This window comes from Streptomyces sp. ICC4 (genome assembly GCF_003287915.1).
Taxonomy (GTDB): Bacteria; Actinomycetota; Actinomycetes; order Streptomycetales; family Streptomycetaceae; genus Streptomyces; species Streptomyces tritrimontium.
The window spans coordinates 2533965-2560719 of the sequence record NZ_CP030286.1 but is presented as its reverse complement, the minus strand read 5'-3'; the positions used below and the strand labels follow the sequence as shown (position 1 = coordinate 2560719).

Sequence of the window (26755 nt, the reverse complement as noted above, 5' to 3'; positions counted from 1 at the left end):
TCTCCCGATTGTGCCAGTGATTGCTGGCAACGTGACAACGTGGGCATCCGAAGGCGGCGGGCATGGGCGGTGGCATGGACGGGCGCGAGCACGTACGAGTGGCGGTGATCGGCTCCGGATTCGGCGGGCTGGGCGCCGCGGTGCGGCTGCGGCGCGAGGGGATCACGGACTTCGTCGTCCTGGAGCGCGCCGATTCCGTCGGGGGCACCTGGCGCGACAACAACTACCCCGGGTGCGCCTGCGACGTGCCGTCCCACCTCTACTCCTTCTCCTTCGCTCCCAATCCGGACTGGCCGCGGACCTTCTCCGGGCAGCCCGCCATCCGGGAGTACCTGGAGCACGTGGCCGACACCTTCGGGCTGCGCCGCCACATCCGCCTCGAGCACGAGGTGCGGATGATGCGCTGGGACGCGGACGAGCTGCGCTGGGAGATCGAGACCTCCGGCGGGGACCTCACCGCCGACGTGGTCGTCTCCGCCACCGGGCCGCTGTCCGACCCGAAGATGCCGGAGATCCCCGGGCTCGCCAAATTCCCCGGCAAGGTCTTCCACTCCGCCCGCTGGGACCACGACTACGACCTGCGCGGCAAGCGCGTCGCAATGATCGGCACCGGCGCCTCCGCCATCCAGATCGTGCCCGCGATAGCCCCGGAGGTGGAGCGCCTCACGCTGTTCCAGCGCACCCCGCCGTGGGTGATGCCGCGCACCGACCGGGCGATCTCCTCCGTGGAGCGCTGGCTGCACCGCCAGCTCCCCTTCACCCGGGCGGCGCGCCGCGGGCTGCTGTGGGGGCTCCGCGAGCTCCAGGTCAGCGCCTTCACCAAGCGGCCGAACCAGCTCGGGCTGATCGAGTCCCTCGCCAAGGCCAACATGGGGCGCTCGATCAAGGACCCGGCGCTGCGGGCCAAGCTGACGCCCTCGTACCGTATCGGCTGCAAGCGGATCCTGCTCTCCAGCGAGTACTACCCGGCGCTCGCGCGGCCCAACGTGGACCTGGTCGCCTCCGGGCTGAAGGAGATCCGGGGCTCGGTCCTGGTCGCCGCAGACGGCACCGAGACCGAGGCCGACGCGATCGTCTTCGGCACCGGCTTCCACGTCACGGACATGCCGATCGCCGACCGGGTGGTGGGCGCGGAGGGCAAGACCCTCGCGGAGGTGTGGAAGGACGGGATGCAGTCGCTGCGCGGGGCCACCGCGGCCGGCTTCCCGAACTGGATGACGATCATCGGTCCGAACACCGGGCTCGGGAACAGCTCGATGATCCTGATGATCGAGTCCCAGCTGAACTACATGGCCGACTACATGCGCCAGCTCGGCGTCCTGGGGGGCCGGGTCGCGCTCGCCGCCAGGCCCTCGGCCGTCAACACCTGGAACCGGCAGGTCCAGGCGCGGATGGAGCGCACCGTCTGGAACACCGGCGGCTGCACCAGCTGGTACCTGGACGCGCAGGGGCGCAACACCACCGTCTGGCCGGGGACCACCGGGGAGTTCCGCAAGGAGACCCGGAGCGTGGACCTGGGCGAGTACGAGGTCGTACGCCATCGGGAGCGCGAGGCGGTCCCGGTGGCCGCCGCCCCGGCCAAGGCCCCCGCCAAGGCCCCCGTCAAGGCCCCGGCCGAGACGCCCGCTTCCGCCGGGGAGGGCGCCGCGTGAGCCGCCTGACGCACGTCACGGCCGGGCCCTACGCCCCGCCGGCCGCCCGCCGCGAGCTGGTCGCCACCTCCGCCGACGGCTCCCGCCTGCACGTCGAGGTGCATGGCGAGGACGGGGCTCCGGCGGTCGTGCTCGCGCACGGCTGGACCTGTTCCACCGCCTTCTGGGCCGCGCAGATACGGGCCCTGGCCACCGGTCACCGGGTCATCGCCTACGACCAGCGCGGCCACGGGCGCAGCCCGGCCGCCGCGGGCTACAGCACCACCGCCCTCGCCGACGACCTGGTCGCCGTCCTCTCCGCCACCCTCGGACCCGGCGAGAAGGCCGTGGTCGCGGGCCACTCCATGGGCGGGATGACGATCATGGCCGCCGCCGGCCGGCCGGAGTTCGCCGAGCACGCCGCGGCCGCGCTGCTGTGCAGCACCGGCAGTGGCCGGCTGGTCGAGGAGGCGCTGGTCCTGCCGATCCGCCCCGGGCGCGCGAGGACCCGTATCACCGGGGCGGTCCTGGGATCCCGGGCACCGCTGGGTCCCGTCACCCCCGTCGGCAAGGCGGTGCTGAAGTACGCCACGATGGGCCCGGGCTCCGCGCCCGACAAGGTCGAGGCCTGCGCCCGGATCGTCCACTCCTGCCCCACGGCCGTGCGCCACGCGTGGTCCGCGGTGCTGGCGGGGCTCGACCTCGGGGCGGGGCTGGCGGCCCTGACCGTACCCACCGCCGTCATCGGCGGCACGAACGACCGGCTGACGCCGATCGTGCACGCCCGGGGGCTCGCGGCCGCGCTGGCGAACTGCGTGGGGCTCACCGAGCTGACCGGCATGGGGCACATGACCCCGGTCGAGGCTCCGGAGGCCGTCACCGAAACCCTGCGCGGGCTCGTGGCGCAGTTCGTCGGTCCTCGCCCCCCTGTCGGTCAGCCCGGCGTCGGTCAGCCCGGCGTCAGTCAATCCAGTGTCAGTCAGCCCGCGAAGGAGAAGACGCCGTGAGTGCTCGCAGGAGTCTGGAAGGCCAGGTCGCCGTCGTCACGGGCGCCGCCCGGGGGGTCGGCGAGCTGCTCGCCCGCAAGCTGTCCGCGCGCGGGGCGAAGGTGGCCCTCGTCGGCCTGGAGCCCGAGGCCCTCAAGGAGGTCTCCGAGCGGCTGCACACCGAAAGCGACCACTGGTACGCGGACGTCACCGACCACGAGGCCATGGCCCGGGTCGCGCAGGAGGTCAAGCAGCGCTTCGGCAAGGTCGACATCGTCGTCGCCAACGCGGGGGTGGCCGCGGGCGGTCCCTTCGGCGACTCCGACCCCGTCGCCTGGCGCCGGGTCATCGAGGTCAACCTCATCGGCGGCGCCGTCACCGCCCGCGCCTTCCTGCCCGTGCTGATGGAGAGCCGCGGCTACTTCCTGCAGATAGCCTCGCTCGCCGCGATCACCCCGGCGCCGATGATGACCGCGTACTGCGCCTCCAAGTCCGGGGTCGAGGCCTTCGCCCACTGCCTGCGCGCCGAGGTCGGCTACAAGGGCGTCAAGGTCGGCGTCGGCTATCTGTCCTGGACCGACACGGACATGGTGCGCGGGGCCGACCAGGACGAGGTGATGCGCGAACTGCGCCAGCGGCTGCCGTGGCCCTCGAACCGGACCTACCCGCTGGGGCCGGCCGTCGACCGGATCGTGGCGGGCATCGAGCGGCGCTCCCCGCACGTGTACGCGCAGTGGTGGCTGCGCGGCATGCAGGGGGTCCGCGGGTACCTGCCCGGGATCATCGCGACGGTCGGACAGCGCGAGATGAAGCGGTTCGAGCCTCGACTGGCCAGTGTTTCCAAGGGGCTTGTGGGGGCCGGCGGGGCGGCGGACGAGCAGGAGCGCACCCAGAGCCGCTGACCGGAATGCGAGGAATGTTCGTCTGTGCAAGCCTGGTCGGGTTCCCGTTGACGAACACCGCATCAGGAGTGAGGACACATGGGCATCAGGGACCAGTTCCAGGACAAGGCGAAGGACCTCGCGGAGCGGGCGAAGGCCGCGGCCGCGGGCAAGCAGGACGAGGCGTCCGAGCGCACGTCGCAGGCCGTGGACCGGGCCAGGGAGCAGGCCGGGGACAAGCCTCGCGACACCTTCGACGAGAATTTCGACAAGTAGTGACGAGCAGCGACCAGTAGCGCTACTGAGCGACAGTCGAGGGGTGCGACCCGCCGTTCCCGGGCCGCACCCCTTTCGCATGCCCCGCGGCGGCAGCTTCGGGGGCATGCGCCCGCGGGATCAGCCCCGCGGCGGCAGCTTCGGCCGCCGCCGGTCCGGTACGTCCGTGTAGCCGGGCGGCACCGCCGCCGGATCCTGTTCCAGCAGCTCCAGCGCCAGGTTCACGGCGTCGTCCATCTGCGCGTGCCGTCCCTCGGCCCAGTCGAGCGGGGTCCGCAGGATGGGCAGGTCGGGCTCCACGCCCTGGTTCTCCACCGACCAGCCGTACTCGGGGAACCACGCCGCGTTCATCGGCACCGTGATCACGGTGCCGTCGCCCAGGGTGTGCCGGCCGGTCATGCCGACGACCCCGCCCCAGGTGCGCTGGCCGATGACCGGGCCGAGCCCCAGCAGCTTGAAGGCCGCGGTGATCATGTCGCCGTCGGAGGAGGTCGCCTCGTCGGCCAGCGCCACGATCGGGCCCCGGGGCGCGTTGGAGGCGTAGGAGACCGGCTGCGCGTTGCGGGTCAGGTCCCAGCCGAGGATCGAGCGGGTCAGCTTCTCCACCACCAGCTCGCTGATGTGCCCGCCCGCGTTGCCGCGCACGTCCACGATCAGCGCGGGCTTCGACATCTCCGCCCGCAGGTCGCGGTTGAACTGCGCCCAGCCCGAGCCGCCCATGTCGGGGATGTGGAGGTAGCCGCACCGGCCGCCGCTGACCTCGCGGGCCACCGCGCGGCGCTTGGCCACCCAGTCCTGGTAGCGCAGCGGACGCTCGTCGATCAGCGGCACGACCGCGACCCGGCGGGCGCGGCCCTGTCCTTCCGCGGGCTCGAAGGTGAGCTCCACGGTGGTGCCGCCGGCCGCCGACAGCAGCGGGTACGGCCCGGTGACCGGGTCGACGGGCCGGCCGTCGACGTGGGTGAGGACCGCGCCCTCCCGGATGCCGGTGCCCGCGAGCGGGGAGCGGGCCTTGGAGTCGGAGGACTCGCCGGGCAGGATCCGGCCGACGACCCAGGCGCCGTCGCGGGGGAAGAGGTTGGCGCCGAGCAGGCCGATGGCCCGCTGGTAGTGCGGGGGGCCCTCGTTGCGGCGGGCGGGGGAGACGTAGGCGTGCGAGGTGCCGAGCTCGCCGAGGACCTCGCGCATCAGGTCGGCGAACTCGTCGGGGGAGGCGACCCGTTCGACCAGGGGTCGGTACTGGCGCAGTACGCCGTCCCAGTCGATGCCGCACATCTTCGGCTCCCAGAAGTACGCGCGGATGAGCCGCCCGGCCTCCTCGAAGGCCTGGCGCCATTCGGCCGCCGGGTCCACCTCGTGCAGGATGCGCCGCAGGTCCAGGTAGACGGTGGAGTCGGTGTCGCCCGACTCGGTCGCCGGGACCGCGCGCAGGTCCCCGTCGTCGTTGACGACGAGCCGGGTGCCGTCGCCGCTGACGGCGAACCAGTCCAGTCCGGAGGCCAGCTCCGTCTTGCGGGCCTTGGTGAGGTCGAAGTACTCCAGGGTCGGCTTGCCGCTGGTGTCGGCCGGATTGGCGAAGGTCTCGCCGAGCGCGCCGGAGATCGGCCAGCGCAGCCACACCAGCCCGCCGCCGTGCACCGGATACAGGGCCGAGTACTTGGACGCCGACACCGGGAAGGGGGTCACCCGGCTCTCGAGCCCCTCCACCTCCACCGTGACCGCGCCGTCGGCCGCCTCCGCTTCCCCCTCGACCGGGTCGAGCCCGCCCGCCGCCGGGCGGCCGTCGGGGGAGAAGGCGAAGGGCGAGGGGGTCGCCGAGGAGAGCGGCACCAGGTACGGGCGGCAGCCCAGCGGGAAGGACAGGTCGCCGGTGTGGACGTCGTACACGGGGTCGAAACCGCGCCACGACAGGAAGGCCAGGTAGCGCCCGTCCCGGGTGAAGACGGGGTTCTCGTCCTCGAAGCGGCCGTTGGTGACGTCCACGACGGTGTGGGCGCCGGGTCCGGAGATCCGGGCCATCTTGATCTGGCGCAGCGAGCGGCCGATGCCCGGGTGCGACCAGGTGAGCCAGCAGCCGTCGGGGGAGAAGGCGAGGTCGGTGACGGGCCCGTTGTCGGACCGGATCAGCTCGCTGGCCTCCCCGTTGGACTCCTCGGTTGCGTCGATGAGCAGCAGCCGCCCGTCGTTGGAGGCGATCGCGAGCCGCTCCCCGTCCGGATCGGAGAGCAGCTCCAGTACGCGGCCCAGCGCGCCGGAGGCGAGGCGGCGCGGCTCCCGGTCCCCCGAGGCCCGGGGCAGGTAGGCGATCTCGATCGCGTCCTCGCCCTCCGCGTCGGTCACGTACGCCACCTGCCCGCCGCTGCCGAGCATCTCGGGCAGACGGACCCGTACGCCCGGGGTGTCGGCGATGGTGCGGGCGGGCCCGTCGCGGTGCGTGAGCCAGTACAGGCTGCCGCGCACGACGACGGCGCTGGCCCGCCCGGTGGCGTCGACGGAGAGCGAGTCGACGTGGCTGGCGGCCGGGACCTGGTAGCTGCGGCGCCCCGCGCGGGGGCCGCCGAGGCGGACCTCCAGCTTGCGCGGGGAGGCGTCGGGGGCCAGTGAGTCGACGAGCCAGATGTCCCCGGCGCACTGGTAGACGACGCGGCGGCCGTCGCTGGAGGCGTGCCGGGCGTAGAACTCCGCGTGGTCGGTGTGCCGGCGCAGGTCCGTGCCGTCGGGCAGGCAGGAGTAGAGGTTGCCGATGCCCTCGTGGTCGGAGAGGAAGGCGATCCGGCCCTGCACGAACATCGGGGAGTCCAGGTGCCCCTCGATGCCCTCCAGCAGCCGCTCGCCGTGCAGCCAGAGCCGGCCGGTGGCGCCGCCGCGGTAGCGCTTCCACGCGGCGGGCTCGTGCGGCGGCTTGCCGCTGAGCAGCAGGGTGCGCCGCTCGGCGCCGCCCTCCGCGCCCGGACCGCCCGGGGCGTCGTCGTGGACGGCGATGTCGGAGACGGGGCCCCAGGGGAGCCGGCCGCCGGGGCTGCCGTCGGTGGGCAGGCTGTAGGCCCAGGAGAAGTAGGAGAAGGGCTGCCCGTGCGAGGAGACGGCCAGGATGTCGCTGCGGCCGTCCTTGTCGGGCGGGGTCCAGCCGCAGACCCGGGTGTCGGTGGAGCCCCAGTAGGTGAGGCGGCGGGCCGGGCCGCCCGACACCGGGGCCAGGTGGATCTCCGGGTCGAGGCTGCGCCAGGTGGTGAAGGCGATGTGCTTGCCGTCGGGGGAGAAGCGGGGGTGGCCGACCCGGGTGCGGTCGACGGTGATCCGCCAGGCACGGCCCGCCGGCGCTCCGGGGGGAACCAGGGGTGCGACCCAGAGGTCGTCCTCGGTGGCGAAGCACAGCACATCGTCGTGGAGATGGGGGAACCGGAGGTACGCCGCGTCGTGACTCACCCCCCAATGCTTTCCGTGCCGAGGGGGGCTGGCAACTCGTACAGGTGATCCATGCGCGTGTCGCGGGGGCGCCCGGAGGCGTTCAGCGGGTGACCGACACCACTGCCCAAGCGAAACGGAACGGTTTCGTTTCGCTTGACAGGGGGGTATGGTCTATCCGTACGAAACAGTTTCGTTCGGATGGAACGGTCGGGAGGAGGCGCCGAGATGGTCGAAGAAGTCATGTCGCGCCGCAGCCGGATCACCCCCGAGCGGGAAGCCGAACTCCACGGGGCGGTCCTCGACCTCCTGCGCGAAGTCGGCTACGAGGCGCTGACCATGGACGCGGTCGCCGCCCGTACGAAGTCCAGCAAGGCCACCCTCTACCGCCAGTGGGGGAGCAAGCCCGAGCTGGTCGCGAAGGCTCTGCGCTGCACCCAGCCGGTCTCCCTCCGGGAGATCGACACGGGCAGCCTACGCGGGGACTTCGGGGTCATGATCGAGAACTCCGACGACGCCCAGATGGCGAAGGACACCGCGCTGATGCGGGGCCTGACCCATGCGGTGCACGAGAGCCCCGAGCTCCACAAGGCGCTACGGGAATTGCTGGTCGACCCGGAGATCACCGGTCTGCAGGCGATGCTGCAGCGGGCGGTGGACCGAGGCGAGATCGCCCCGGACTGTCCGGCCCTGCCGTTCGTCCCGCACATGCTCATCGGGGCGTTCATCGCCCTTCCCCTCATCGAGGACCGGTCCGTCGACCGGAGCTTCCTCGGTGACTTCATCGATGCCGTGGTCCTCCCCGCCCTCGGCGTCTGATCCTCCCCACTGCTCCCCGCCGTCCCCGCTGTTCCGCCGAGGCGTCCCCGCGCCCGAGCTCGATTCCTGCTGCTCCTGACACGCCGCTCTCGTCGTCGGACCGGCATTCCATGCCCTGATTCCATCCCACGACCCGAACGGGAGAACCACCGACGTGGCCACCTTCCTTTACCGACTCGGCAGGGGTGCCTTCCGGCGCCGTCGATTCGTCGCCCTCCTCTGGGTGGCGCTGCTCTTCGTCGCAGGCTTCGGCGCGGCTTCCGCGTCCGCACCCACCTCAGGCTCGTTCTCCATACCCGGCACGGAGGCCCAGAAGGCCTTCGACCTGCTGGACCAGCGCTTCCCGGGGATGGCCGCCGACGGCGCCACCGCCCGCATCGTGATCAAGGCCCCGGCGGGCGAGAAGGTCGACTCGGCCGCGGTCAAGCCGCAGGTCGAGAAGATGGTCTCCGAGCTGAAGGACGGAGTCGGCCGGGACCAGATCGCCTCGGTCGCGAACCCCTTCGAGGCGCAGGCCGTGAGCCAGGACGGCTCCACCGCCTACATCAGCGTCAAGTACAAGGTCAGCTCCATGGAGCTGACGGACCCGACGCGTGAGGCCCTCAAGGAATCCGGCATCGAGGCGAAGGCCTCCGGCCTGAACGTCCAGATCGGCGGCGACGCCCTGATGGCGACCCCCGAGACCGGTTCCGGCGAGATCATCGGCATCGCCATCGCCGCGGTCGTCCTGGTCATCACCTTCGGCTCGCTGATCGCGGCCGGGCTGCCGCTGCTGACCGCGCTGATCGGCGTCGGCATCGGCATCTCCTCCATCACCGCGCTCGCCAACGTGCTGGACCTGGGCTCCACCACCTCCACCCTCGCGATGATGATCGGCCTCGCGGTCGGCATCGACTACGCGCTCTTCATCGTCTCCCGCTACCGCTCGGAGCTCGCCGAGGGCCGCGAGCGCGAGGAGGCCGCGGGCCGGGCCGTCGGAACCGCCGGCTCCGCCGTCGTCTTCGCCGGTCTGACCGTGGTCATCGCCCTCGTGGGCCTGGCCGTCGTCAACATCCCCATGCTCACCAAGATGGGCGCCGCCGCGGCCGGCACCGTGGTCATCGCCGTCCTCGTCGCCCTGACGCTGGTCCCCGCGCTCCTCGGGTTCGCCGGCAAGAAGGTGCTGCCGGCGGGCGCGAAGTCCAAGCTGTTCGGCAAGGGCAAGCCGGTCGCCGAGGGCGCCGAGCAGAAGCCCAACGGCGGCACCCGCTGGGCCCGCTTCATCCTGCGCCGCCCGGTCATGGTGCTGCTGGTCGCGGTCATCGGCCTCGGCGCCGTGGCCATCCCGGCCGGCAAGCTGGAGATGGGCCTGCCGGACGACGGCTCCCAGCCGGTGTCCACCACGCAGCGCCAGGCGTACGACCTGCTGTCCGAGGGCTTCGGCCCGGGCTTCAACGGCCCGCTGATGGTCGTCGTGGACGGCGACAAGGCGCTCGCGGACCAGACCGCCGAGCGGATCAAGGGCCTGGAGGGCGTGGCCGCGGTCACCCCGCCCGCGCTCAACAAGGAGGGCGACGCCGCCGTCATCACGGTCGTCCCGAAGGACCGCCCGTCCTCCGAGCAGACCGAGGCGCTGGTCCACGAGATCCGCGACGGCAGCGGGGACGAGGTCCTCGTCACCGGCGCCACCGCGATGAACATCGACTTCTCGCAGAAGATGAACGACGCGCTGCTGCCCTACCTGGCCCTCGTCGTCGGCCTCGCCTTCCTGCTCCTGATGCTCGTCTTCCGCTCGATCCTGGTCCCGCTCAAGGCGGCCCTCGGCTTCCTGCTCTCGGTGGTCGCCGCCCTCGGCGCCGTCGTCGCGGTCTTCCAGTGGGGCTGGCTCGGCTCGCTCTTCGGGGTGGAGCAGACCGGTCCGATCATGTCGATGATGCCGATCTTCATGGTGGGCGTCGTCTTCGGCCTGGCCATGGACTACGAGGTCTTCCTGGTCACCCGCATGCGTGAGGCGTACGTCCACGGCGAGCGGCCGGGCCAGGCCGTCGTGACCGGCTTCCAGTACAGCGCCCGGGTGGTCGTGGCCGCGGCCGTCATCATGATCGCGGTGTTCTCGGGCTTCATGGGCGCCACCGAGCAGATGGTCAAGATGATCGGCTTCGGCCTGGCCATCGCGGTCTTCTTCGACGCCTTCGTCGTCCGGATGACCATCGTCCCGGCCGTCCTCGCGCTGCTCGGCCACAAGGCCTGGTGGCTGCCGAAGTGGCTCGACCGGATCCTGCCGAACGTGGACGTGGAGGGCGAGAGCCTGCGCAAGCACCTCGGCGAGTCCGCCGACGGCGCCGACGGCTCCGACGGCTCCGAAGGCCCGGACAAGGACCGCGAGCTGGTCAACGTCTGAGCGTCCGAACGAAGGACCGGCCCCGCACCTCACCGGTGCGGGGCCGGTCCCGTTTCCGGTCCCGGTTCCGTTTCCGGTTCCGTCTCCGGTCCCGTCTCCGTTTCGGGCGGACGGCCGGGGCTCCGCCTAACGGGTGGCGGCGGGCGAGGGCGCGTACGCCCGGCGCAGGAAGCGGCGCAGCGCGGCGATGTCGAACTGGACCACCGCGACACCCTCGGGGGAGTGGAACTCGACGACGGCCTGGACGCGCCCGCAGGGCCAGACGCGCACGTCTCCGGTCCCGGTCGGCGCCTGGAGGCCGGCCTCCAGGAGGGCGCGGGGCAGGACCCACTCGTTGTCCGTGCCCTCGGGGGAGAGGTCCGCCGGGAAGACGATCCGGACGGCCAGGGGCTCGGTGGGGACGAAGCGCAGGGAAACCGGAATGGTCCGGTAGAGCGGGTCATCGGTGATCACGCGGGCGCGCACCCGCTCCTCGACGAAGGGCGCGGTCGCCGTGGCGGTGGACCCGCCGGCGGCCGTGGCGGTCGGGCCGGCGGGTGGATTCTCGGCGGTGGCTGACATCGACAAGACTCCTCGAATCGGAACATATGCGTCCGTATTGCCCCCAGCCTCGCACATTCCCACGAATCCGCGCGGGTCTATTTGTGACGCTGACGCTCTTGCCAACCGTTTGCAATTGGGCACTATTCTTAAACGGTTAAAGACTTTGTCAGTTCAACGGACCGCAGGAAGCGGAGCAAAACCATGCATGTGCCCGACGGCTTCATCGATGCCCCCGTCTCCATCGCCGCAGGTGTCGCCGCCGCCGGAGCCGTGGCGGTCAGCCTCCGTGGCGCCCGCCGGGAGCTCGACGAGCGCACCGCGCCGCTCGCCGGCCTCGTCGCCGCCTTCATCTTCGCCGTCCAGATGCTGAACTTCCCGGTCGCCGCCGGCACCAGCGGCCACCTGCTGGGCGGCGCGCTCGCCGCGATCCTCGTCGGCCCCTACACCGGGGTGCTCTGCGTGTCCGTCGTCCTGCTCATGCAGGGCCTGCTGTTCGCCGACGGCGGCCTGACCGCCCTCGGCGTCAACATCGTCACCATGGGCGTCGTCACCGTGGTCGTCGCCTACGCCGTCTTCCGCGGGCTGGTCAAGCTGCTGCCCGACAGCCGCCGCTCGGTCACCGTCGCCGCCTTCGCCGGAGCCCTGCTCTCGGTGCCCGCCGCGGCCGCCTTCTTCACCCTCCTCTTCGCCCTCGGCGGCACCACGGACGTCCCACTGGCCAAGGTGTTCGGCGCCATGGTGGGAGTCCACGTCCTCATCGGCATCGGCGAGGCCCTGATCACCGCCGCCACCGTCGGCGCCGTGATCGCCGTCCGCCCCGACCTCGTGCACGGCGCCCGCGGCCTGTCCGCCCCGCTGAAGCTGCGCGTCGGCGGCGAGCTCGTCGACGCCCCGGCGGCCCCGGCGCCCGCGGCCCCGGCGGCCCTCGCCGCCCGCTCCACGAAGCCCGTGTGGATCACCGGCCTGGTCACCGCCCTCGTGCTGGCCGGCTTCGTCTCCTACTACGCCTCCGCCAGCCCCGACGGCCTGGAGAAGGTCGCCGCCGACAAGGGCATCGACCAGAAGGTCACGGAGCACGCCGTCGCCGACTCCCCGCTCGCCGACTACGGCGTCAAGGACGTCTCCGACGCCCGACTCTCCGGCGGCCTCGCCGGCATGATCGGCGTCGGCGCGACCGTCGCCGTGGGCACCGGCGTCTTCTGGACCGTCCGCCGCCGCCGCAGCGCCGACCTCACGGCCGCCTCCACGGCCGTACCGACGGCCTGACATGGGTGCGGGCCACGCCCACAAGCTCTACCGGCACGGGCACTCGCCGGTCCACGGCCTGCCGCCGCACTGCAAGCTCGCCGCGACCTTCGCCTTCGTGATCGTCGTCGTGTCCACACCGCGCGAGGCCGTGTGGGCCTTCGGGCTCTACGCCGTCCTCCTCGCGGCGGCGGCCGCCGTGGCCCGGATCCCGGCCGGCTTCCTGCTGCGCCGGCTGCTGATCGAGGTGCCCTTCGTCGCCTTCGCCGTCCTGATGCCCTTCGTGGCCGAGGGCGAGCGGGTGGAGTTCCTCGGCATGTCGCTGAGCGTCTCCGGCCTCTGGGGCGCCTGGAACGTGCTGGCCAAGGGCACCCTGGGCGTGGCCGCTTCCGTACTCCTCGCCTCCACCACCGAACTGCGGGCCCTGCTGCTGGGCCTGCAGCGGCTCAAGCTGCCGCCGCTGCTCGTGCAGATCGCCTCCTTCATGATCCGGTACGGCGACGTGATCAGCGACGAGCTGCGCCGGATGTCCATCGCCCGCCGCTCCCGCGGTTTCGAGGCGCGCGGCATCCGGCACTGGGGCGTCCTCGCCAAAACGGCCGGCGCCCTGTTCATCCGGTCCTACGAGCGCGGCGAGCGGGTCTACCTCGCGATGGTCAGCCGCGGCTACGCGGGCTCGATGCCGGTGATCGACGAAGTCGCGGCCACGCCCACAGAGTGGGCGCGCGCCTCTGCGCTCCCTTTGACAGCACTGGCCGTCATGCTGACAGCCGTCTGTCTGATCGGGTGACTCCTCCGCCTGGGGCGGCTTCTCACTTGCCTCCGAGGAGGCGCATGACGGCCAAGCCCTGACCGCTGCTGGTGCAGGTGACCCATCGTAGTGGAATCAATACCGTGAGGAGAATCAGATGGACGCTTTGAAGGTGCCGGCCTCCCTGGAGGTCTCCGGCCTCGCCTACGCCTACCCCGACGGCCACCAGGCCCTCTTCGGGGTCGACCTGACCGTCGGGCACGGGGAGCGGGTGGCGCTGCTCGGCCCCAACGGCGCCGGCAAGACCACCCTGGTGCTGCACCTCAACGGCATCCTGACCGGCGGCGTCGGCACCGTGGCCGTGGCCGGGCTGCCCGTGGAGAAGCGCAACCTCGCCGAGGTCCGCCGTCGGGTCGGCATCGTCTTCCAGGACCCCGACGACCAGCTCTTCATGCCGACCGTGCGGGAGGACGTGGCCTTCGGCCCGGCCGCCGCCGGAATGCGCGGAGCCGAGCTGGAGCAGCGGGTGCGCGAGGCGCTGGAGCAGGTCGGGATGGCCGCCTTCGCGGACCGGCCTCCGCACCACCTGTCCTTCGGGCAGCGCCGCCGGGTCGCGGTGGCGACCGTGCTGGCCATGCGCCCCGAGATCCTCGTGCTCGACGAGCCGTCCTCCAACCTGGACCCGGCCTCGCGGCGGGAGCTCGCGGACATCCTGCGCTCGCTGGACGTCACGGTGCTGATGGTGACCCACGACCTGCCGTACGCGCTGGAGCTCTGCCCGCGCGCGGTGATCCTCAGCGAGGGGACCATCGTGGCGGACGGGCGCACCCAGGACGTGCTGTGCGACGAGAAGCTGATGCGGGCACACCGGCTGGAGCTGCCCTTCGGCTTCGACCCGCGTTCTGTGTCGGTGGCGTAGGCGTAGGCGTAGGCGGCACAGGCGGCGGTGGCATAAGCGCGGACCGCGGGTTGTTGGACCGCCCGTGAACGTCAACATCCAGGGTGAGGTGGCGGAGGGCTACGAGGCCGTCCGCGAGGCCTTCGTACGCAACTTCGAGGCGCTCGGCGACCGCGGCGCGGCCGTGGCCGTCTACCGCGACGGGCGGCGGGTCGTGGACCTGTGGGCCGGTACGAAGGACGCGGACGGCACCGGGCCGTGGACCGCCGGCACCGCGCAGGTGGTGCGTTCGGCGACCAAGGGCGTCGCGGCGGTGGTCCCACTGCTGCTGCACCAGCGCGGACTGCTGGACCTGGACGCGCCGGTGTCCTCCTACTGGCCGGAGTTCAAGGCGGGCGGCAAGGAGCGGGCGCTCGTGCGGGACCTGCTCGCGCACCGTGCCGGGGTGCCGGCGCTGGACCGGGGGCTGACCCCGGCGCAGGCGGTGGACGGGCACTCGGGCGCGCGGGCGGTCGCCGGGCAGCGGGCCTTCTGGGAGCCGGGCAGTGCGCACGGCTACCACGCGCAGACCTTCAGCTGGCTGCTGTCGGAGCTGGTGCTGCGCGTGACGGGGGAGTCGCTGGGGCAGTGGCTGGCGCGCGAGGTGACCGGGCCGCTGGGGCTGGACTTCTGGATCGGCCTGCCGGACGGGGAGGCCCCGCGGGTGGGCCGGGTCGCGCCGGTGGAGGCGCCGCAGTCGGCGGGAGCGCTGAAGCTCAGGCCGCGCAGGAACGTTTCGGAGGCCTACGCGGACCCCGGGTCCCTGACCCGCCGGGCCTTCGCGGCGATCGATCCGCTGCCGGACGAGAACGCCCCCGAGTACCGCGCGGCCGAGCTGCCCGCGTCGGCGGGCATCGGCACGGCGCGCGCCCTGGCGGGCCTCTACGCCGCGCTGCTGTCCGACACGCAGGACGGCGCGCGGCTGTTCGCGCCGGACACCACCGCCCTGGCGGGCCGCGAACTGTCCGCCGGCCCGGACCGGGTGCTGGTGGTCAACACCCGCTTCGGCCCGGGCCACATGCTGCACGGCCCGGCCTCCCCGCTGCTGTCCCCGGCCTCCTTCGGCCACCCGGGCCGCGGCGGCTCGCTGGCCTTCGCGGACCCGGAGGCGGGCATCGGCTTCGGCTACGTCACGAACGCCCTGGCCAAGTCGGTCACGGCCGACCCCCGGGCCCAGGCCCTGGTCCGGGCGGTCCGCTCGGCGCTCTAGTGCTGTGACCGGGGGCGGGTTCCGCCCCGGGGAAATCCGGTGTCCGGTACGGGGTCCCGCGTTAGCGTGCCCGTATGACGACCACCGCACATCCCCTCTTCGCCGAAGCCCTCGCCTCCCTGGGCCTGGCGCCGGACGTACGGAGCTTCCCCGACGGGACGCGGACCGCCGCCGACGCGGCCGCCGCCATCGGGTGCGAGCTCAGCCAGATCGTGAAGTCACTGATCTTCGCGGCCGACGGGGTGCCCGTCCTCGTGCTCATGGACGGGGCCTCGCGGGTCGACGTCGAGGCGGTGCGCCGGGAACTGGACGCCGGCGCCGTGACCCGGGCCGACGCGGCGCTGGTCCGCGAGACCACGGGCTACGCCATCGGCGGGGTCCCGCCCTTCGGCCACCGCACCCGCACCCGCGTCCTGGCGGACCGCTCCCTGCTCGTCCACGAGGTGGTCTGGGCGGCCGCCGGGACCCCGCACACGGTGTTCCCGATGGCCCCGCGCGAGCTGATCGCCCACGCGGGCGCCGACCTGGCCGACGTACGGGAGCGCTGACCGGGGCGCTGACGGGCGCGCTGACCGGGTGCTGACGGCGCGCTGACGGGAGCTGACCCGGGCGGGGCTCAGCCCGCGTTCAGCACCGCCGCCACGATCGGGCCCGCCGCGTCGACGCCGTGGCCGCCGCCCTCGACCATCGCGGCGGCCGCGACGTCACCGCTGAAGCCGGTGAACCAGCTGTCCGGGTTCTGCGCGCCGTCGACCTCCGCCGAGCCGGTCTTCGCGCCCTTGTCGGAGCCGCCGACCGAGGCCATCGCACCCCGGGCCGTCCCCTCGGTCGCCGTCAGCTTCATCATCCGCACCAGTTGCGCCGTCACCGACGGCTTCATCGACCGGGTGGCCTTCGCGAGCGTGCGCCCGTCCAGCGAGGACTTGACGACGACCGGCTGGCGGAACACCCCGGTCCGGGCCGTCGCCGTGATCGAGGCCATGGTCAGCGGGTTCATCTGGACCTCGCCCTGCCCGATGTACGCGGCGGCCGCCGACGGCCCGGTGGCCGGCGGGACCTTCCCGTCGACGGTGGGCACGCCGACCTTCCACTCGACGCCGATGCCGAAGACCTCGCGGGCCTCCTTCGGCAGCGCGCCGATGTCGTTGACCGGCTTGATCTGCTTGATGAAGGCGGTGTTGCAGGACTGCGCGAAGCTCGTGGAGAAGGGCTCGTTGTCGAGCTTGAAGCCCTTCAGGTTCTTGAAGGTCCGGCCTTCCCACGACACGTCGGCCGGGCACTCGGCGACCTTGTCCGCCGACACCAGGCCCCGGTCCAGCAGCATCGCGGCGGTCACGATCTTCATCGTGGAGCCCGGTGCGCGGGCACCGCTGATGGACGCGGGGAAGCCGTCCCCGCGGTGGTCGGCGAGGGCCAGGACGTTTCCGGTGCTGGGCTGCACGGCGACGACCGAGGCCTGCGGGAACTTCAGGACCGCCTTCTCGGCCGCCTCCTGCACATCGGCGTCCAGCACGGTCTCGATCCGCCCCGGGGTGCCCTCGGCCAGCGTCAGCAGGCTCCGCTTGGGGGCGTCCGCGCTGTCCGGCTGGATCCACAGCTCGGTGCCGCTCGTGCCGCCCAGCTTCTCCCCGTACGTCGCGCGCAGCTTGTCGAGCACCGCGCGCAGCGAGGGGTACTTCTCGGCCGTCAGCTCCTTGCCGTTGCGGTCCACGGCCTTGACCGGCGGGTTGTCCGGGGTGCCCCCGCGCAGCCGGTCGCCCTTCTGGAGCTCCGGGTGGATCACCGAGGGCTGCCAGTCGACCAGCGGCAGTCCGGTGGTGTTGCCGCGCACCACGGTGAGCTTGGACTCGTAGGCCAGCGGCTTGGTGACCCCCGCGAGCGTCACCTCGGCGGCGACGGAGTACGTCACCGTGGCCCCGGTCTGCGCACCGGGGGTGATCACGGCCTTGGCCACGCCCGCCGCGCTCTTGTAGTCCCCGACGGCGGCCTGCGCGGCCGCAGGGTTGTTCGTCAGGTCGGCGGCGGCCCGGGCGTCCCCCGACGCCCACGCGGCCAGGAAGGCCGCGGCGGTCCGCGCCGCGTCCTTGTCGCTGACCGGCCCCGTGCCCTTGGCCGGCGCCGACGGTCCGGACGCGCTCTTGCTCTCGCTCGCGCCGGCGTCCCCCACCAGCGCGTACACCCCGTACCCGGCTCCGCCCAGCATCGCGAGGAACACCCCGCCGATGATGGCGCCCTTGGCAGCCCCGTTCACTCCACAGTCCCCGTCCCCCGTACGACGGCCCCTTCCCCGACCGCTGAACGCGTTCAAAGGGCCCTTGATGCAGACCCTACGTCGAACGGACGCACGGGAGACGGCCTTGTTACCGGACCGGAACATGCCCCGTTCGTGGGCGCCGGGCCGCCCGGCGGCCCGGCCCCTAGACCCAGGTGTCCAGCCACATGCGGTTTCTCCACGAGTCCATCGGGATGGACTGGCCCGTGTAGATCGGCCAGAAATAGATGAAGTTCCAGACGATCAGGAGCACCAGGACGCCCGCCGCCACCGAGCCCAGGGCGCGGCGGCGTTCCGAGGAGCCGGCCGGGCCCAGCAGGGCGCCGATCATCATGGCCACCGCCAGGCACAGGTACGGGACGAAGACCACCGCGTAGAAGAAGAAGATGGTCCGCTCCTGGTAGTTGAACCAGGGCAGCAGGCCCGCGCCCAGCGCGCACGCGATCGCGCCCGCCCGCCAGTCGCGGCGGAAGAACCACCGCCACAGCACGTACAGCAGCGCGAAGCAGCCCGTCCACCACAGCAGCGGGGTGCCCAGCGCCAGCACCTCGCGCGCGCACTTGGCCGTCTCCGTCGCCGGGCAGCCGTCGGTGCCGGGCGACGGAGACTCGTAGAAGAAGGAGACGGGACGGCCCAGGACCAGCCAGCTCCACGGGTTCGACTCGTAGGTGTGGCCCGAGGTCAGGCCCACGTGGAACTTGTAGACCTCCGTCTCGTAGTGCCACATGCTCCGCAGCCACTCCGGCAGGAACGACAGCGAGCTGTGCTGGTCGTTCTTGGCGGCCCAGTCCCGGAAGTACCCGCCCTTGCCGTTGTCGGGGGACAGGATCCAGCCGAGCCACGAGGCCACGTAGACCGAGACCGCCACCGGCACGGTCGACAGGAAGGCCGGCAGCGCGTCCCGGCGCAGCATCGCCGCGTACGGGGAGCCCGCGCCGGCGGTGCGGCGCGCGGCCGCGTCCCACAGCACGGTCAGGACGCCGAAGAAGGCCAGCACGATCAGGCCGTTCCACTTCGTGCCGAAGGCCAGGCCCAGGCACACCCCGGCCAGGAGCCGGTACGGCCGCCAGCCCAGGCCCAGCGTCTCCGCGATCCGCGCGTCCGGACGGGTCCGCCCGTCCCCGTCCACCGGGAGCGCCGCCGCGAGCCGGGCCCGCGCCTTGTCCCGGTCGACCACCAGCGCGCCGAAGGCGCCCAGCACGAAGAACATCAGCACCAGGTCGAGCAGCGCGGTGCGGCTCATCACCAGGTGCAGGCCGTCCACGGCCAGCAGCGTGCCCGCCAGGCAGCCCAGGAACGTGGAGCGGAACAGCCGGCGGCCGATCCGGCACAGCATCAGGACCGACAGGGTCCCGAGCAGCGCGGTCATGAAGCGCCAGCCGAAGGGATCGAAGCCGAACATCCACTCGCCCAGGCCGATCACCCATTTGCCGATCGGCGGGTGCACGACGTAGCCCGGGTCCAGGGGGAGGGAGACCCCGTTCGGGTTGGCGAGGACCGACTTGTCGATGTCCTTGGGCCAGCTCGCCTCGTACCCCTGGCGGATCGTGGCCCACGCGTCCTTCGCGTAGTACGTCTCGTCGAATATCACCGCCTTCGGGGTGCCCAGGTGGGCGAACCGCAGCACCCCGGCGACCAGCGCCACCAGCAGCGGCCCGGCCCACGCCAGCACCCGCTGCCAGTTCTCCGCCGCGGCCGGCGCGACCCCCAGCTGAGCCCAGAGCTGCCCGGACGGCTTCGCGTACGGGGGCACAAGCCGGGTGCGCACGTCCGACGGCCGCTTCGCCGGGTCGGCGGGCGGCGCGTAGCCGAACCCGCGCAGGCGGCGCAGCCAGGCCGACGGCTGGTCGGCCCGCCCGGGGCCGGGGTCGGGCTCGGCCGAGGGGGCGGGCGAAGCACGCGAAGCTCCTGGCGGACACGGGTGATCTTGGTCGAGAACCCGTCTACCAGGAGCTTCGTCGTTCCGTACAGCCCACACCGACCAACACCACAGCCCCACCGTCAGGTTGAAAAGGGCTCACTGGTAGTAGCCCGAGCGCGACATGCCCAGGACCCGGCATATCCGCTGCACGCCGAACTCGGCGCGGTAGGCGGAGATGAAGTCCCAGCGGCCGGTCATGCCCTCATCTCCTTCGCGAAATACTGGGCCGCCCGCCGCAGGATCTCCCGCTCGAGCTCCCACTCCTTCTCGGCCTTGCGCAGCCGGCCGAGCTCCGCCCGCAGCCGAACCAGCTCCTCATCCCGGCCTTCGGCCGCCTCGCCGCCAAGGGCGGGCCCGCGGCCGGCCTGCTCGTCGGCCTGCCGCACCCGGCTCCGCAGCGTCTCGCCGGTCACCCCGACATCCGCCGCGACCGCCGAGTACGTACGCCGGCCAACGGCCGCACGCCACAACGCGACCGCGTCGTTCCTGAACTCCTCCGGATACGGGGACCTACGTCCACCAGGACACCCTTCCTCGGACCCACAAGATCCATTGTCAGAGTGTCCACACCCCAGGGGTCACCTCACTGCTGGTCGCGGCGTACTGGCGGACGAACTTGACGATGCGACAGCTCGCCCCGCTGTTCGGGGTCTCGAAGTCGGCGGCGGACCGCATCATCGACCATCTCGGGCCGATGCTTGCGCTCCAGCCCCGAAAGCGGTTCGCCAAGGACACCGTGCTCATCGTGGACGGCACCCTGGTCCCCACCCGCGACCACACCATCGCCGCGCAGTCGAAGAACTACCGGTACTCCACCAACCACCAGATCGTCATCGACGCCGACACCCGCCTGGTCGTCGTGGTCGGCCGGCCGCTTGCCGGAAACCGCAACGACTGCAAGGCCTGGGAGGAATCCGGCGCCAAAGCCGCCGTCGGCAGAACACTCACGATCGCCGACGGCGGCTATCCCGGCACCGGACTCCTCATGCCACACCGCCGGCGCAAAGGCGAAGACCTGCCCGACTGGAAGCAGGAACACAAGAAGTCCCACAAGCAGGTCCGTGCACGCGTCGAGCACGTCTTCGCCCGCATGAAGACCTGGAAGATCCTCCGCGACTGCCGCCTCAAAGGCGACGGCGTCCACCACGCCATGCTCGGCATCGCCCGACTGCACAACCTCGCCCTCGCCGGATAGGCCAGCGGATCACACCGCGACTGACCCTGCCCAGGACGACCCGAAGATCATTTACGGGACAACCCTTAGGCATCGCCGACATCCTGGGACAAGCACGCGATCAAAGACCCGGACATGCTGCCGCCAGCCGCCCGCAGCGCCCTCCTGATCGCCCGCGCCTACCTCACCAGCCGCGCCAACCGCGCCAACCGCGCATGAGCACCCTGTCCAGGCTCGTGTATTCCACTCTGCCCAGTCAGGCTCTGGCCTGGAACTTTGCTGCGCTCGGGTTGCTCGTGTCGATCGCGTCCGACACCGTCAGGTAGCTGCTGCTGCAGAGTCCGTCTTGCTTCCTACTTTTGGCGACGAACAATGACGAGTGGTATTTCATCGTCACGATGCGGCCGCTCGCGTGAACTCTCCACTCTACGTAGTCGCCTTTGTCGACGAACCGCCAACGGCAGCTTGACGAGCCGTAGGGCCGTAGGTAGTCGCCGCTCACGTCAAGCCAATACTTGTCGTAATGGCTGCCGGAGAACTGCAACCTGCAGGTGTACTCCCCTTTTTCCTCCTCCACATCGTGGAAGAGGAAGCGCTGCGAGGCGGGAGAATTTGGGGTCTTGCTGCTGAACAGCAGGTACGACGCGTAGGTCATTTCGCCGGAGGAGTCGTCACGGTAGTCGCACCCGATGACGTCCTGGCCGCTCCTCCACGGATTACTGAAGTAGCGAATCTCATTGTTCTTGGGAGCCACAGGCCAGGCCTTTCTGTGTTCCGGACGCCTTCGTCCGGAGGGGTAACCGCACCGAGGGCGCGCAAGCCTTAGCCGCACAGGTGCTGGCGCCCCGCGGCACGCTGCCTGAGTCCACCAACGTCGCCGCAGACCCGCAGGCCGCCGTAACCACCGACTTACGGGGCGACGACGCACGCCCTGCGGAGCTTTCATCTTCGGATCAGACTGCGGCCGGTGCCACATCAACACTTTCCAGCCGAACATGAAATCGCCGGATCCGCACCTTTGATCAGACTGATTGGACCTGTACTCGGGGACACACACTCCCTTCCAGCCATGCCCCCAGTCCGCAGCTCCTGCTTCGTCGGGGACCGGGCACGTCGCCGGCCGGCCCGGTCACCTCACCCGCGATGACGAAGTGTGGCTTCGACGGTGACATCACCAGCAGTGATGGGTGTCGCGGCCTGCCGATGCGGGTTCAGAAACAAGCTCACGGGCTGCCCGCCTTGCTCGCACCGCTCCGGCACCACGACCGACTGGCGTAGGCCGGGCCTCATGGTTGCCGCGGTGATGATGGAACCTGGGGACTTGCCCCGCTCGCGTCGTCCCACCGTGATCAGAACGGCACCGCTGCGTCAGAGGATGACGTTGAAACTCTGCAGGTTGCCATCGGCTCCTGAACTGCGGGGCATGTCGCAGTCGTGGAGATCAAGCATGTCCAGGAATAGCGCGAGCTCACCGGGGTCCGTTGCGTGCGAGGCCAATTTCTTCTTGGCGGCGTGGCGTTGGAGGCTAGTGCCGGTGAGGACGGTGTCGTCGTGCTCGTGGTCCATGAAAGCTGATCCGACCATGCCTGCCCGGTTCGCGCAGCACGGCCCTTGGCCGTCCGACGGCAGCGGACAAGCCAGTCGTCCATCCTGCGTCGAACCCTTGGTCCTGCGGTTCGCTCTCCCCGCTCTGAGGCCGGCGACGTGACGGCAAGCCCCAGAGCGGGGGGCGGTGAGCCGCAGCCGACCTTTCCCGGGACGACCAGGCCCTGCCACTTCACAACAACCGGTGTCATGCCGACCGTCCACCGCGCCGAGCCGACGGAGGCGATCACCCGGATGCCGACGGCGCACCGCTGCCGGCTGCCCGCTGCTCGCCCGTCTGACGCTCCTGACAGGCGGCTCGGAAGCAGTCGCGATGCGCTGCGGCCCCGAACCAAAGCAGTGGTTCGGGCTGCGGTGCGTCCGCGGTCGGAGGCTGGGGCGGATCGGCTCCTGCTGGGCCTAGACCAGACCCGGGCCATCCGGCGCGGGCCTCTTCGCCGTCGATCCGCCTCGCTGCCTGGTGGAGGTCAGATGCCGATGTCGCGGCCGTAGTACTGGCCGAGCTGGTCGCGGTAGGCCGCCGTACGCGAGGGCGCGGAACCCGTGGCGCTGGTTCACCGGAAAGGCGGGCCCGGCCGGCAGCACACCGGCCGGGCCCCGGAATCGAGTCCCATGCCCCAGCCCGGCCTCGCAGAAGCCCACATCCTCCTCGCCCGCCACCCCGACCACAGCAGCGCCGTGACCGCCACCCTCACCGGCCCCGAGTCCAGCCGGCACCTCGCGGAAACCGCCCTGTCCAGCCGCGGCTTCCGCTGGGTCGACCTCATGACCCTCGTCCTGGCCCGCATCGACCACGAAGAGCCCTACTACGCCGACCAGGCCGCGCGAGCCCTGCGCATCGAGGGCGCGACGGTGGAGATCACCCCGTCGCTCCAGGAGGAGATCGACACCGAGTGGACGTACGGCAACTACCCGATGCCCTACCTCGATCGGGACGAGATCCGGGAGGTCAGCGCCGAAGCCTGGCACGCAGCTCACGCACCGGCGGAACCCGTCAGCTGATCCGTCTCGTCACGAGCGCGGCACCCTGGCGGCCTCCGTGGGGTGACGTCCCGGAGCGTCGATACCGGTCGCGCCGCAGGCGCCTGACTGCCTCATCTGGGTGGATTCTTTCCCCCTGTCGTGGATCTGTGCTGGTCAGATGGGGTGAAAGGGTGGCGTGGCTCGTGTCCCGGCGCCGGGCGGGCGGCGTTGATGGGGATGTGAGTAGCTCAAGCATCGCCCCGATACTGCCCGCCGCCCTCGCGCCGCTGGTGGCCCCTCCTGCCGTGCACGACTCGGGCGCGGACACCGCGCCCGGGGTCATAGTCGTCCACTCGTGCACCACTCTCGGCGCGACCCTGGTCGTTTACCTCAGCGGCGAGATCGACCACTTCAGCGCCGCCCCGCTGCGGGCTGTCCTGGCCTCGGCGGCCGCCGACGGCTACACCGGCCTCGTCCTCGACACCTCCCGGGTCACGTTCTGCGACTCCGGCTTCCTGGCCGTCCTCGAGTGGTGGCCCCGGCACGGACGCCGCCTCAGGCTCACGAACCGCTCCCGCGCAGTGATGCGTCTGCTGCACGCCGCCGCGTCGGCACAGCAGCCGGCCCGGCCGGCCGCGCTGAGGGTGGCCGCGTCATGACGTTCGTACTCCTGACCTGCACCCCGATGCTCGCCGCCGTCCTTCTTCTGCGCTGGGAGCCGCGCGAAACACGGCACCGCCGGCCCGGACCGCCGCCTCAGGCCGCACCCCGCAGGACCCTGATCCACTGCCACCTGGCGCCCCCACTCCTGTGCTCCACGGCGTAGACAAGGGCAGGAGTGGGGCCTGCGTCAGCCGCAGGCCCCACCCCTGCACCATCCCGGGGGAATCGCGCCTGGCGCGGGTAACCCCGCGGGGCGCGCAGGCGTTGAACCCCGCATGACCACCACGACGACGAGGCGGCTCACCCCCGCCACCGGCGTCCGGCCGGGCGGCGGAGAAACGGTTCACCGCCCCGGGCTGGAGCCGATCTTCACCGAACTCGCGCAGCGGTGGGAGAGCGCCGGACGCCTCGTCCCGGGCCGGCACGACGAGGAATGGGCCATCCTCATCCGCCGCTACCCCTGGCCCCGCCCTTAAGGGGCGGGGATCGGCGCGTGTGGTTGGCCGGTCAGGCCGTCGTCCCGCGCCTCGTCGGCGGGCGGGTGGGGTCGCACGTGGGCGATGACGAGGGCGACGTCGTCGGCGGCGTCGGGGTGGCGTAGCGCGGCCAGGAGTCGGTCGCAGGTCGCCTCCGAGGGGAGGCTGGGATCGGTGAGGAGGCTGAGGAGGAGGCCCAGGCGGTTGTCCAGGGCGTCGTCGCGGGTTTCGACGAGGCCGTCGGTGTACATGACGAGCCGGTCGCCTGGGATCAGGTCGAGGACGCTGGTCTCGAACCGGGCGCCGCCGAGGCCGCCTGCGCCGAGCGGAACGCCGGTGGGCAGGTCGAGCAGTTCTGGTGCCTGTCCTGCGCGGATGAGGACGGGGGGCAGGTGGCCGGCGAGGGCGATGCGGCAGCGGGAGCGGTGCGGGTCGTAGGCGGCGTAGACGCAGGTCGCGATGGTCTGGTCGAGTCCGGCGGTGATGTGGTCGAGGTGGCGCAGGACGCGGGCCGGGTCGAGGCCGAGTTCAGCCAGCGTGCGGGTGGCGGTGCGCAGTTGTCCCATGGTGGCGGCGGCGTGGACTCCGTGTCCCATGACGTCGCCGACCACGAGGGCGGTCATGTCCCCGTTCTGGGGGATCGCGTCGAACCAGTCGCCGCCGATCCCGCTGGCCGCTGCCGCGGGCTGGTAACGGTAGGCGATCTCCAGGCCGGCGGCCTGGGGAGGGGGGTGCGGCAGAAGGTGGCGCTGGAGGGTGAGGGCGGTGCCGTTGGCGTGCTGGTACCAGCGGGCGTTGTCGATCGCGATGGCGGCGCGGGTGGCCAGTTCGCTGGCCAGAGTGACGTCGTCGCGGCTGAAGGGGAGTGGATTGCGGGCGCGCACGAGGCCAAGGACGCCGAGGACCTGGCCGCGAGCGGTCAGCGGCACGGCCAGGTACGAGTGCACGCCCTCCTCGGCGAGGACTACTGCAGCGGCCTCGTCGCGTGCGATGTACGCCAGATCGGGGCGCGTGACGTGCGCCATCAAGACGGGACGCCCGGTGCTCACGCAGCGCGTGACCATACGGTCGACCGGATAGGTGGCGCGCTCGCCCACCGGGTCAGCCGCGTGGACGACGTCCGTCTCGTAGGCCGCCTCTATGGCCAGGGCCCTGAAAAGAGCCTGGTCCGACGCTGGGCCGCGCCCCGTCGTCGTGCCGCCTTCCAGAACGGATTCGAGGACGTCGACCGTAGCGACGTCGGCCAGGTCGGCCACGACCAGGCCGGCAAGTTCGCGGGCCGTGCACGCCAGGTCCAAGGTGGTGCCCACGGTGACGGACGCCCTGGCGATCAGGTCCAGGCGCCGGCGTGCTTCGGCGGCCTCGGTGGCCGCGCGGTGGCGGTCGGTAACATCCACCACCGACAAGGCGATACCGATCACCCGCCCGCCGGGATCCTCCAGCCGGAAGTACGAGCCCGACCAGGCATGCTCATGGTCCGGGTCGGCGGGGGTACGCCCGATGGCGAACTGGTCCAGCAGGGGTACGCCGGTCTCCAGAACCTGCTGCATGGAGGCTTCGATCACCTCGGTGTTCAGGAACGGCAGTGCCTCGCGGACGGTGTGGCCCAGGTGCTTCTCGGCGGCCAGACCGTTGATCCGCTCCAGCGTCGGGTTGACCAGGACGTAGCGCAGGTCGGTGTCCAGCACCGCGAGCCCGAGCGGGGACTGCGCCACCAGCCGCACCGACAGCGCCAGGTCCCGCTCCACACCGCGCAGAACGGCCTCGTCGCAGGCGATCCCCAGGGCGTACACGCCCCCCTGCTCGTCGAGCAGCCGCATGTTGTGGAACTCCACCAGCCTCGTGGAGCCGTCCTTGTGCCGCACGGGGAACACCCCGGCCCAGGAACCGCCCCCCGCCATGACCTTGGCGAACAGTTCGAGAACCAGGTTGACGTACTCGTCGTCGACCAGCAGCTTGGCCGCGTACCGGCCCAGCGCCTCCTTGGCGGACCAGCCGAACAGATCCTGGGCCTGAGGGCTCCACAACGTGATCCGTCCCTCAGCGTCCAGCACCACCGCGGCCACGCTCAGCACATCCAGCAGACCGCCGGGCTCGGAGGGAACCACTCCCATGGGGCCGGGCCCGGCCCCGAACCCCTCGGACGCGACCATGACCGGACCTCCTCCTTCACCCACTGCGGCGGCCTCGGTCCGACCATCCGGTCCTCCGCACGCCCTTGTCGCCCGTCCTCTCATCCTCCTCCCGCCCCGCCCGGGCGGCAGCCTCCGCCAGCGGCTGCCGGGCGGACAGGACCCCAGGGCGGAGGCGTGCGGAGGCCGCTGCCCGGTGGAGGTGGCGCGTCAAGAGCGGCCCGCCCACGAAGCCCGCCCGGTCTGCTCTGCAGGGAACTCGGATCTCCGCCTCAGCCTCCACGTCGGGAGCAGCGACACATCCTGACTGAACGCCCGCGAACCACGGCGTAGGAGTGTTCTCGTGGTACGAGTAGGACGGCCGGTGTAGCGTCAGCGGCAGCTGTCATGGTTCCGAAGTACCGGTCGCCCGTGAGCGCAACATTCATGGGCGATTTTGCTGTTCACAGTCTCTGAGGACCAGGGCGATCACCTCCGGCTCCCGC

General features: G+C 71.7%; 22 protein-coding genes and 2 pseudogenes. 16 read left to right on the top strand and 8 right to left on the bottom strand.

Annotated features, from left to right (window positions below):
• Positions 1 to 74: 74 nt before the first annotated feature.
• The 4 genes from DRB89_RS11995 to DRB89_RS43705 all read left to right on the top strand — a co-directional run bounded on the left by DRB89_RS11995 (position 75) and on the right by DRB89_RS43705 (position 3774).
• Positions 75 to 1652: an NAD(P)/FAD-dependent oxidoreductase gene (locus tag DRB89_RS11995; protein WP_112453334.1), complete on the top strand. Its 1578-nt coding sequence runs from the start codon at positions 75 to 77 to the stop codon at positions 1650 to 1652.
• On the top strand, positions 1649 to 2638 hold the full coding sequence (locus DRB89_RS11990) for an alpha/beta hydrolase (RefSeq protein ID WP_112448282.1): 990 nt from the start codon (positions 1649 to 1651) through the stop codon (positions 2636 to 2638). The genes DRB89_RS11995 and DRB89_RS11990 overlap by 4 nt, the downstream gene beginning before the upstream one ends.
• Entirely contained in the window at positions 2635 to 3519 is an 885-nt protein-coding gene (locus tag DRB89_RS11985) for an SDR family oxidoreductase (protein ID WP_112448281.1), read from the top strand. The genes DRB89_RS11990 and DRB89_RS11985 overlap by 4 nt, the downstream gene beginning before the upstream one ends.
• A gap of 78 nt (positions 3520 to 3597) precedes the next feature.
• Positions 3598 to 3774 (top strand): hypothetical protein, encoded by a 177-nt coding sequence (locus DRB89_RS43705; protein WP_204357688.1) that lies wholly within the window; start codon positions 3598 to 3600, stop codon positions 3772 to 3774.
• Between the two features lie 120 nt (positions 3775 to 3894).
• On the opposite strand, the gene DRB89_RS11980 is transcribed toward DRB89_RS43705, so the two are convergent.
• Positions 3895 to 7200 (bottom strand): S41 family peptidase, encoded by a 3306-nt coding sequence (locus DRB89_RS11980; RefSeq protein ID WP_112448280.1) that lies wholly within the window; start codon positions 7198 to 7200, stop codon positions 3895 to 3897.
• Positions 7201 to 7407: 207 nt separating this feature from the next.
• Here DRB89_RS11980 and DRB89_RS11975 point away from each other — a divergent pair, with 207 nt between their 5' ends.
• Together DRB89_RS11975 and DRB89_RS11970 are read left to right on the top strand one after the other, a co-directional pair.
• Positions 7408 to 7998 (top strand): TetR/AcrR family transcriptional regulator, encoded by a 591-nt coding sequence (locus DRB89_RS11975; protein ID WP_112448279.1) that lies wholly within the window; start codon positions 7408 to 7410, stop codon positions 7996 to 7998.
• A 154-nt stretch (positions 7999 to 8152) separates the two neighbouring features.
• Positions 8153 to 10378 carry an MMPL family transporter gene (locus DRB89_RS11970; protein ID WP_112448278.1) on the top strand — a complete coding sequence of 742 codons (2226 nt, stop codon included), beginning with the start codon at positions 8153 to 8155 and terminating at the stop codon, positions 10376 to 10378.
• A gap of 126 nt (positions 10379 to 10504) precedes the next feature.
• Here DRB89_RS11970 and DRB89_RS11965 read toward each other — a convergent pair whose 3' ends face one another.
• On the bottom strand, positions 10505 to 10939 hold the full coding sequence (locus tag DRB89_RS11965; RefSeq protein ID WP_112448277.1) for an SsgA family sporulation/cell division regulator: 435 nt from the start codon (positions 10937 to 10939) through the stop codon (positions 10505 to 10507).
• Positions 10940 to 11122: 183 nt separating this feature from the next.
• Here DRB89_RS11965 and DRB89_RS11960 point away from each other — a divergent pair, with 183 nt between their 5' ends.
• From DRB89_RS11960 to DRB89_RS11940, 5 genes are all read left to right on the top strand, one after another.
• Positions 11123 to 12187: an energy-coupling factor ABC transporter permease gene (locus DRB89_RS11960; RefSeq protein WP_112448276.1), complete on the top strand. Its 1065-nt coding sequence runs from the start codon at positions 11123 to 11125 to the stop codon at positions 12185 to 12187.
• A gap of 1 nt (position 12188) precedes the next feature.
• Positions 12189 to 12956, top strand: coding sequence for a cobalt ECF transporter T component CbiQ (gene cbiQ / locus DRB89_RS11955; RefSeq protein WP_112448275.1), 768 nt, complete (start codon positions 12189 to 12191; stop codon positions 12954 to 12956).
• A 118-nt stretch (positions 12957 to 13074) separates the two neighbouring features.
• Positions 13075 to 13836: an ABC transporter ATP-binding protein gene (locus DRB89_RS11950; protein WP_112448274.1), complete on the top strand. Its 762-nt coding sequence runs from the start codon at positions 13075 to 13077 to the stop codon at positions 13834 to 13836.
• A 64-nt stretch (positions 13837 to 13900) separates the two neighbouring features.
• Positions 13901 to 15064, top strand: coding sequence for a serine hydrolase domain-containing protein (locus DRB89_RS11945; RefSeq protein WP_112448273.1), 1164 nt, complete (start codon positions 13901 to 13903; stop codon positions 15062 to 15064).
• 74 nt (positions 15065 to 15138) lie between these two features.
• Entirely contained in the window at positions 15139 to 15612 is a 474-nt protein-coding gene (locus DRB89_RS11940) for a YbaK/EbsC family protein (protein WP_112448272.1), read from the top strand.
• Between the two features lie 68 nt (positions 15613 to 15680).
• Here the strand turns inward: DRB89_RS11940 and DRB89_RS11935 are convergent, their stop codons facing one another.
• The 3 genes and pseudogenes from DRB89_RS11935 to DRB89_RS44425 form a co-directional block, all read right to left on the bottom strand.
• Positions 15681 to 17315 (bottom strand): penicillin-binding transpeptidase domain-containing protein, encoded by a 1635-nt coding sequence (locus DRB89_RS11935; protein WP_112448271.1) that lies wholly within the window; start codon positions 17313 to 17315, stop codon positions 15681 to 15683.
• 166 nt (positions 17316 to 17481) lie between these two features.
• Entirely contained in the window at positions 17482 to 19158 is a 1677-nt protein-coding gene (locus DRB89_RS11930; RefSeq protein ID WP_239516770.1) for a phospholipid carrier-dependent glycosyltransferase, read from the bottom strand.
• A 198-nt stretch (positions 19159 to 19356) separates the two neighbouring features.
• A pseudogene (locus DRB89_RS44425) lies at positions 19357 to 19832 on the bottom strand (hypothetical protein); the annotation flags it as partial.
• Positions 19833 to 19843: 11 nt separating this feature from the next.
• Here DRB89_RS44425 and DRB89_RS11915 point away from each other — a divergent pair.
• Positions 19844 to 20452, top strand: a pseudogene (locus DRB89_RS11915) (transposase); the annotation flags it as partial.
• A gap of 235 nt (positions 20453 to 20687) precedes the next feature.
• On the opposite strand, the gene DRB89_RS11910 reads toward DRB89_RS11915, so the two are convergent.
• Positions 20688 to 21185 carry a hypothetical protein gene (locus tag DRB89_RS11910; protein WP_112448237.1) on the bottom strand — a complete coding sequence of 166 codons (498 nt, stop codon included), beginning with the start codon at positions 21183 to 21185 and terminating at the stop codon, positions 20688 to 20690.
• Positions 21186 to 21799: 614 nt separating this feature from the next.
• Positions 21800 to 21997 carry a hypothetical protein gene (locus DRB89_RS11905; protein WP_162688548.1) on the bottom strand — a complete coding sequence of 66 codons (198 nt, stop codon included), beginning with the start codon at positions 21995 to 21997 and terminating at the stop codon, positions 21800 to 21802.
• A 651-nt stretch (positions 21998 to 22648) separates the two neighbouring features.
• Between DRB89_RS11905 and DRB89_RS42835 the strand changes: the two genes are divergently transcribed.
• From DRB89_RS42835 to DRB89_RS11895, 4 genes are all read left to right on the top strand, one after another.
• Complete coding sequence (locus tag DRB89_RS42835; RefSeq protein ID WP_162688547.1) at positions 22649 to 23038, top strand: hypothetical protein; 390 nt, start codon at positions 22649 to 22651, stop codon at positions 23036 to 23038.
• Positions 23039 to 23238: 200 nt separating this feature from the next.
• Entirely contained in the window at positions 23239 to 23658 is a 420-nt protein-coding gene (locus DRB89_RS42830) for an STAS domain-containing protein (protein WP_162688546.1), read from the top strand.
• On the top strand, positions 23655 to 23825 hold the full coding sequence (locus tag DRB89_RS42825; protein ID WP_162688545.1) for a hypothetical protein: 171 nt from the start codon (positions 23655 to 23657) through the stop codon (positions 23823 to 23825). The genes DRB89_RS42830 and DRB89_RS42825 overlap by 4 nt, the downstream gene beginning before the upstream one ends.
• Positions 23826 to 23937: 112 nt before the next feature.
• Entirely contained in the window at positions 23938 to 24138 is a 201-nt protein-coding gene (locus DRB89_RS11895) for a hypothetical protein (protein WP_112448234.1), read from the top strand.
• Here DRB89_RS11895 and DRB89_RS11890 read toward each other — a convergent pair.
• Positions 24135 to 26291 carry a SpoIIE family protein phosphatase gene (locus DRB89_RS11890; protein WP_112448233.1) on the bottom strand — a complete coding sequence of 719 codons (2157 nt, stop codon included), beginning with the start codon at positions 26289 to 26291 and terminating at the stop codon, positions 24135 to 24137. The genes DRB89_RS11895 and DRB89_RS11890 overlap by 4 nt on opposite strands.
• Positions 26292 to 26755: the final 464 nt, after the last annotated feature.

Excerpts from the sequence above, each read along its gene's own strand:
- DRB89_RS11995 (WP_112453334.1), top strand. The coding sequence starts at position 75 with ATGGACGGGCGCGAGCACGTACGAGTGGCGGTGATCGGCTCCGGATTC.
- DRB89_RS43705 (WP_204357688.1), top strand. The coding sequence starts at position 3,598 with ATGGGCATCAGGGACCAGTTCCAGGACAAGGCGAAGGACCTCGCGGAG.
- DRB89_RS11975 (WP_112448279.1), top strand. The coding sequence starts at position 7,408 with ATGGTCGAAGAAGTCATGTCGCGCCGCAGCCGGATCACCCCCGAGCGG.
- DRB89_RS11965 (WP_112448277.1), bottom strand. The coding sequence starts at position 10,939 with ATGTCAGCCACCGCCGAGAATCCACCCGCCGGCCCGACCGCCACGGCC.
- DRB89_RS11960 (WP_112448276.1), top strand. The coding sequence starts at position 11,123 with ATGCATGTGCCCGACGGCTTCATCGATGCCCCCGTCTCCATCGCCGCA.
- cbiQ (WP_112448275.1), top strand. The coding sequence starts at position 12,189 with ATGGGTGCGGGCCACGCCCACAAGCTCTACCGGCACGGGCACTCGCCG.
- DRB89_RS11950 (WP_112448274.1), top strand. The coding sequence starts at position 13,075 with ATGGACGCTTTGAAGGTGCCGGCCTCCCTGGAGGTCTCCGGCCTCGCC.
- DRB89_RS11940 (WP_112448272.1), top strand. The coding sequence starts at position 15,139 with ATGACGACCACCGCACATCCCCTCTTCGCCGAAGCCCTCGCCTCCCTG.
- DRB89_RS11905 (WP_162688548.1), bottom strand. The coding sequence starts at position 21,997 with ATGGACCACGAGCACGACGACACCGTCCTCACCGGCACTAGCCTCCAA.
- DRB89_RS42835 (WP_162688547.1), top strand. The coding sequence starts at position 22,649 with ATGCCCCAGCCCGGCCTCGCAGAAGCCCACATCCTCCTCGCCCGCCAC.
- DRB89_RS42825 (WP_162688545.1), top strand. The coding sequence starts at position 23,655 with ATGACGTTCGTACTCCTGACCTGCACCCCGATGCTCGCCGCCGTCCTT.
- DRB89_RS11895 (WP_112448234.1), top strand. The coding sequence starts at position 23,938 with ATGACCACCACGACGACGAGGCGGCTCACCCCCGCCACCGGCGTCCGG.
- DRB89_RS11890 (WP_112448233.1), bottom strand. The coding sequence starts at position 26,291 with ATGGTCGCGTCCGAGGGGTTCGGGGCCGGGCCCGGCCCCATGGGAGTG.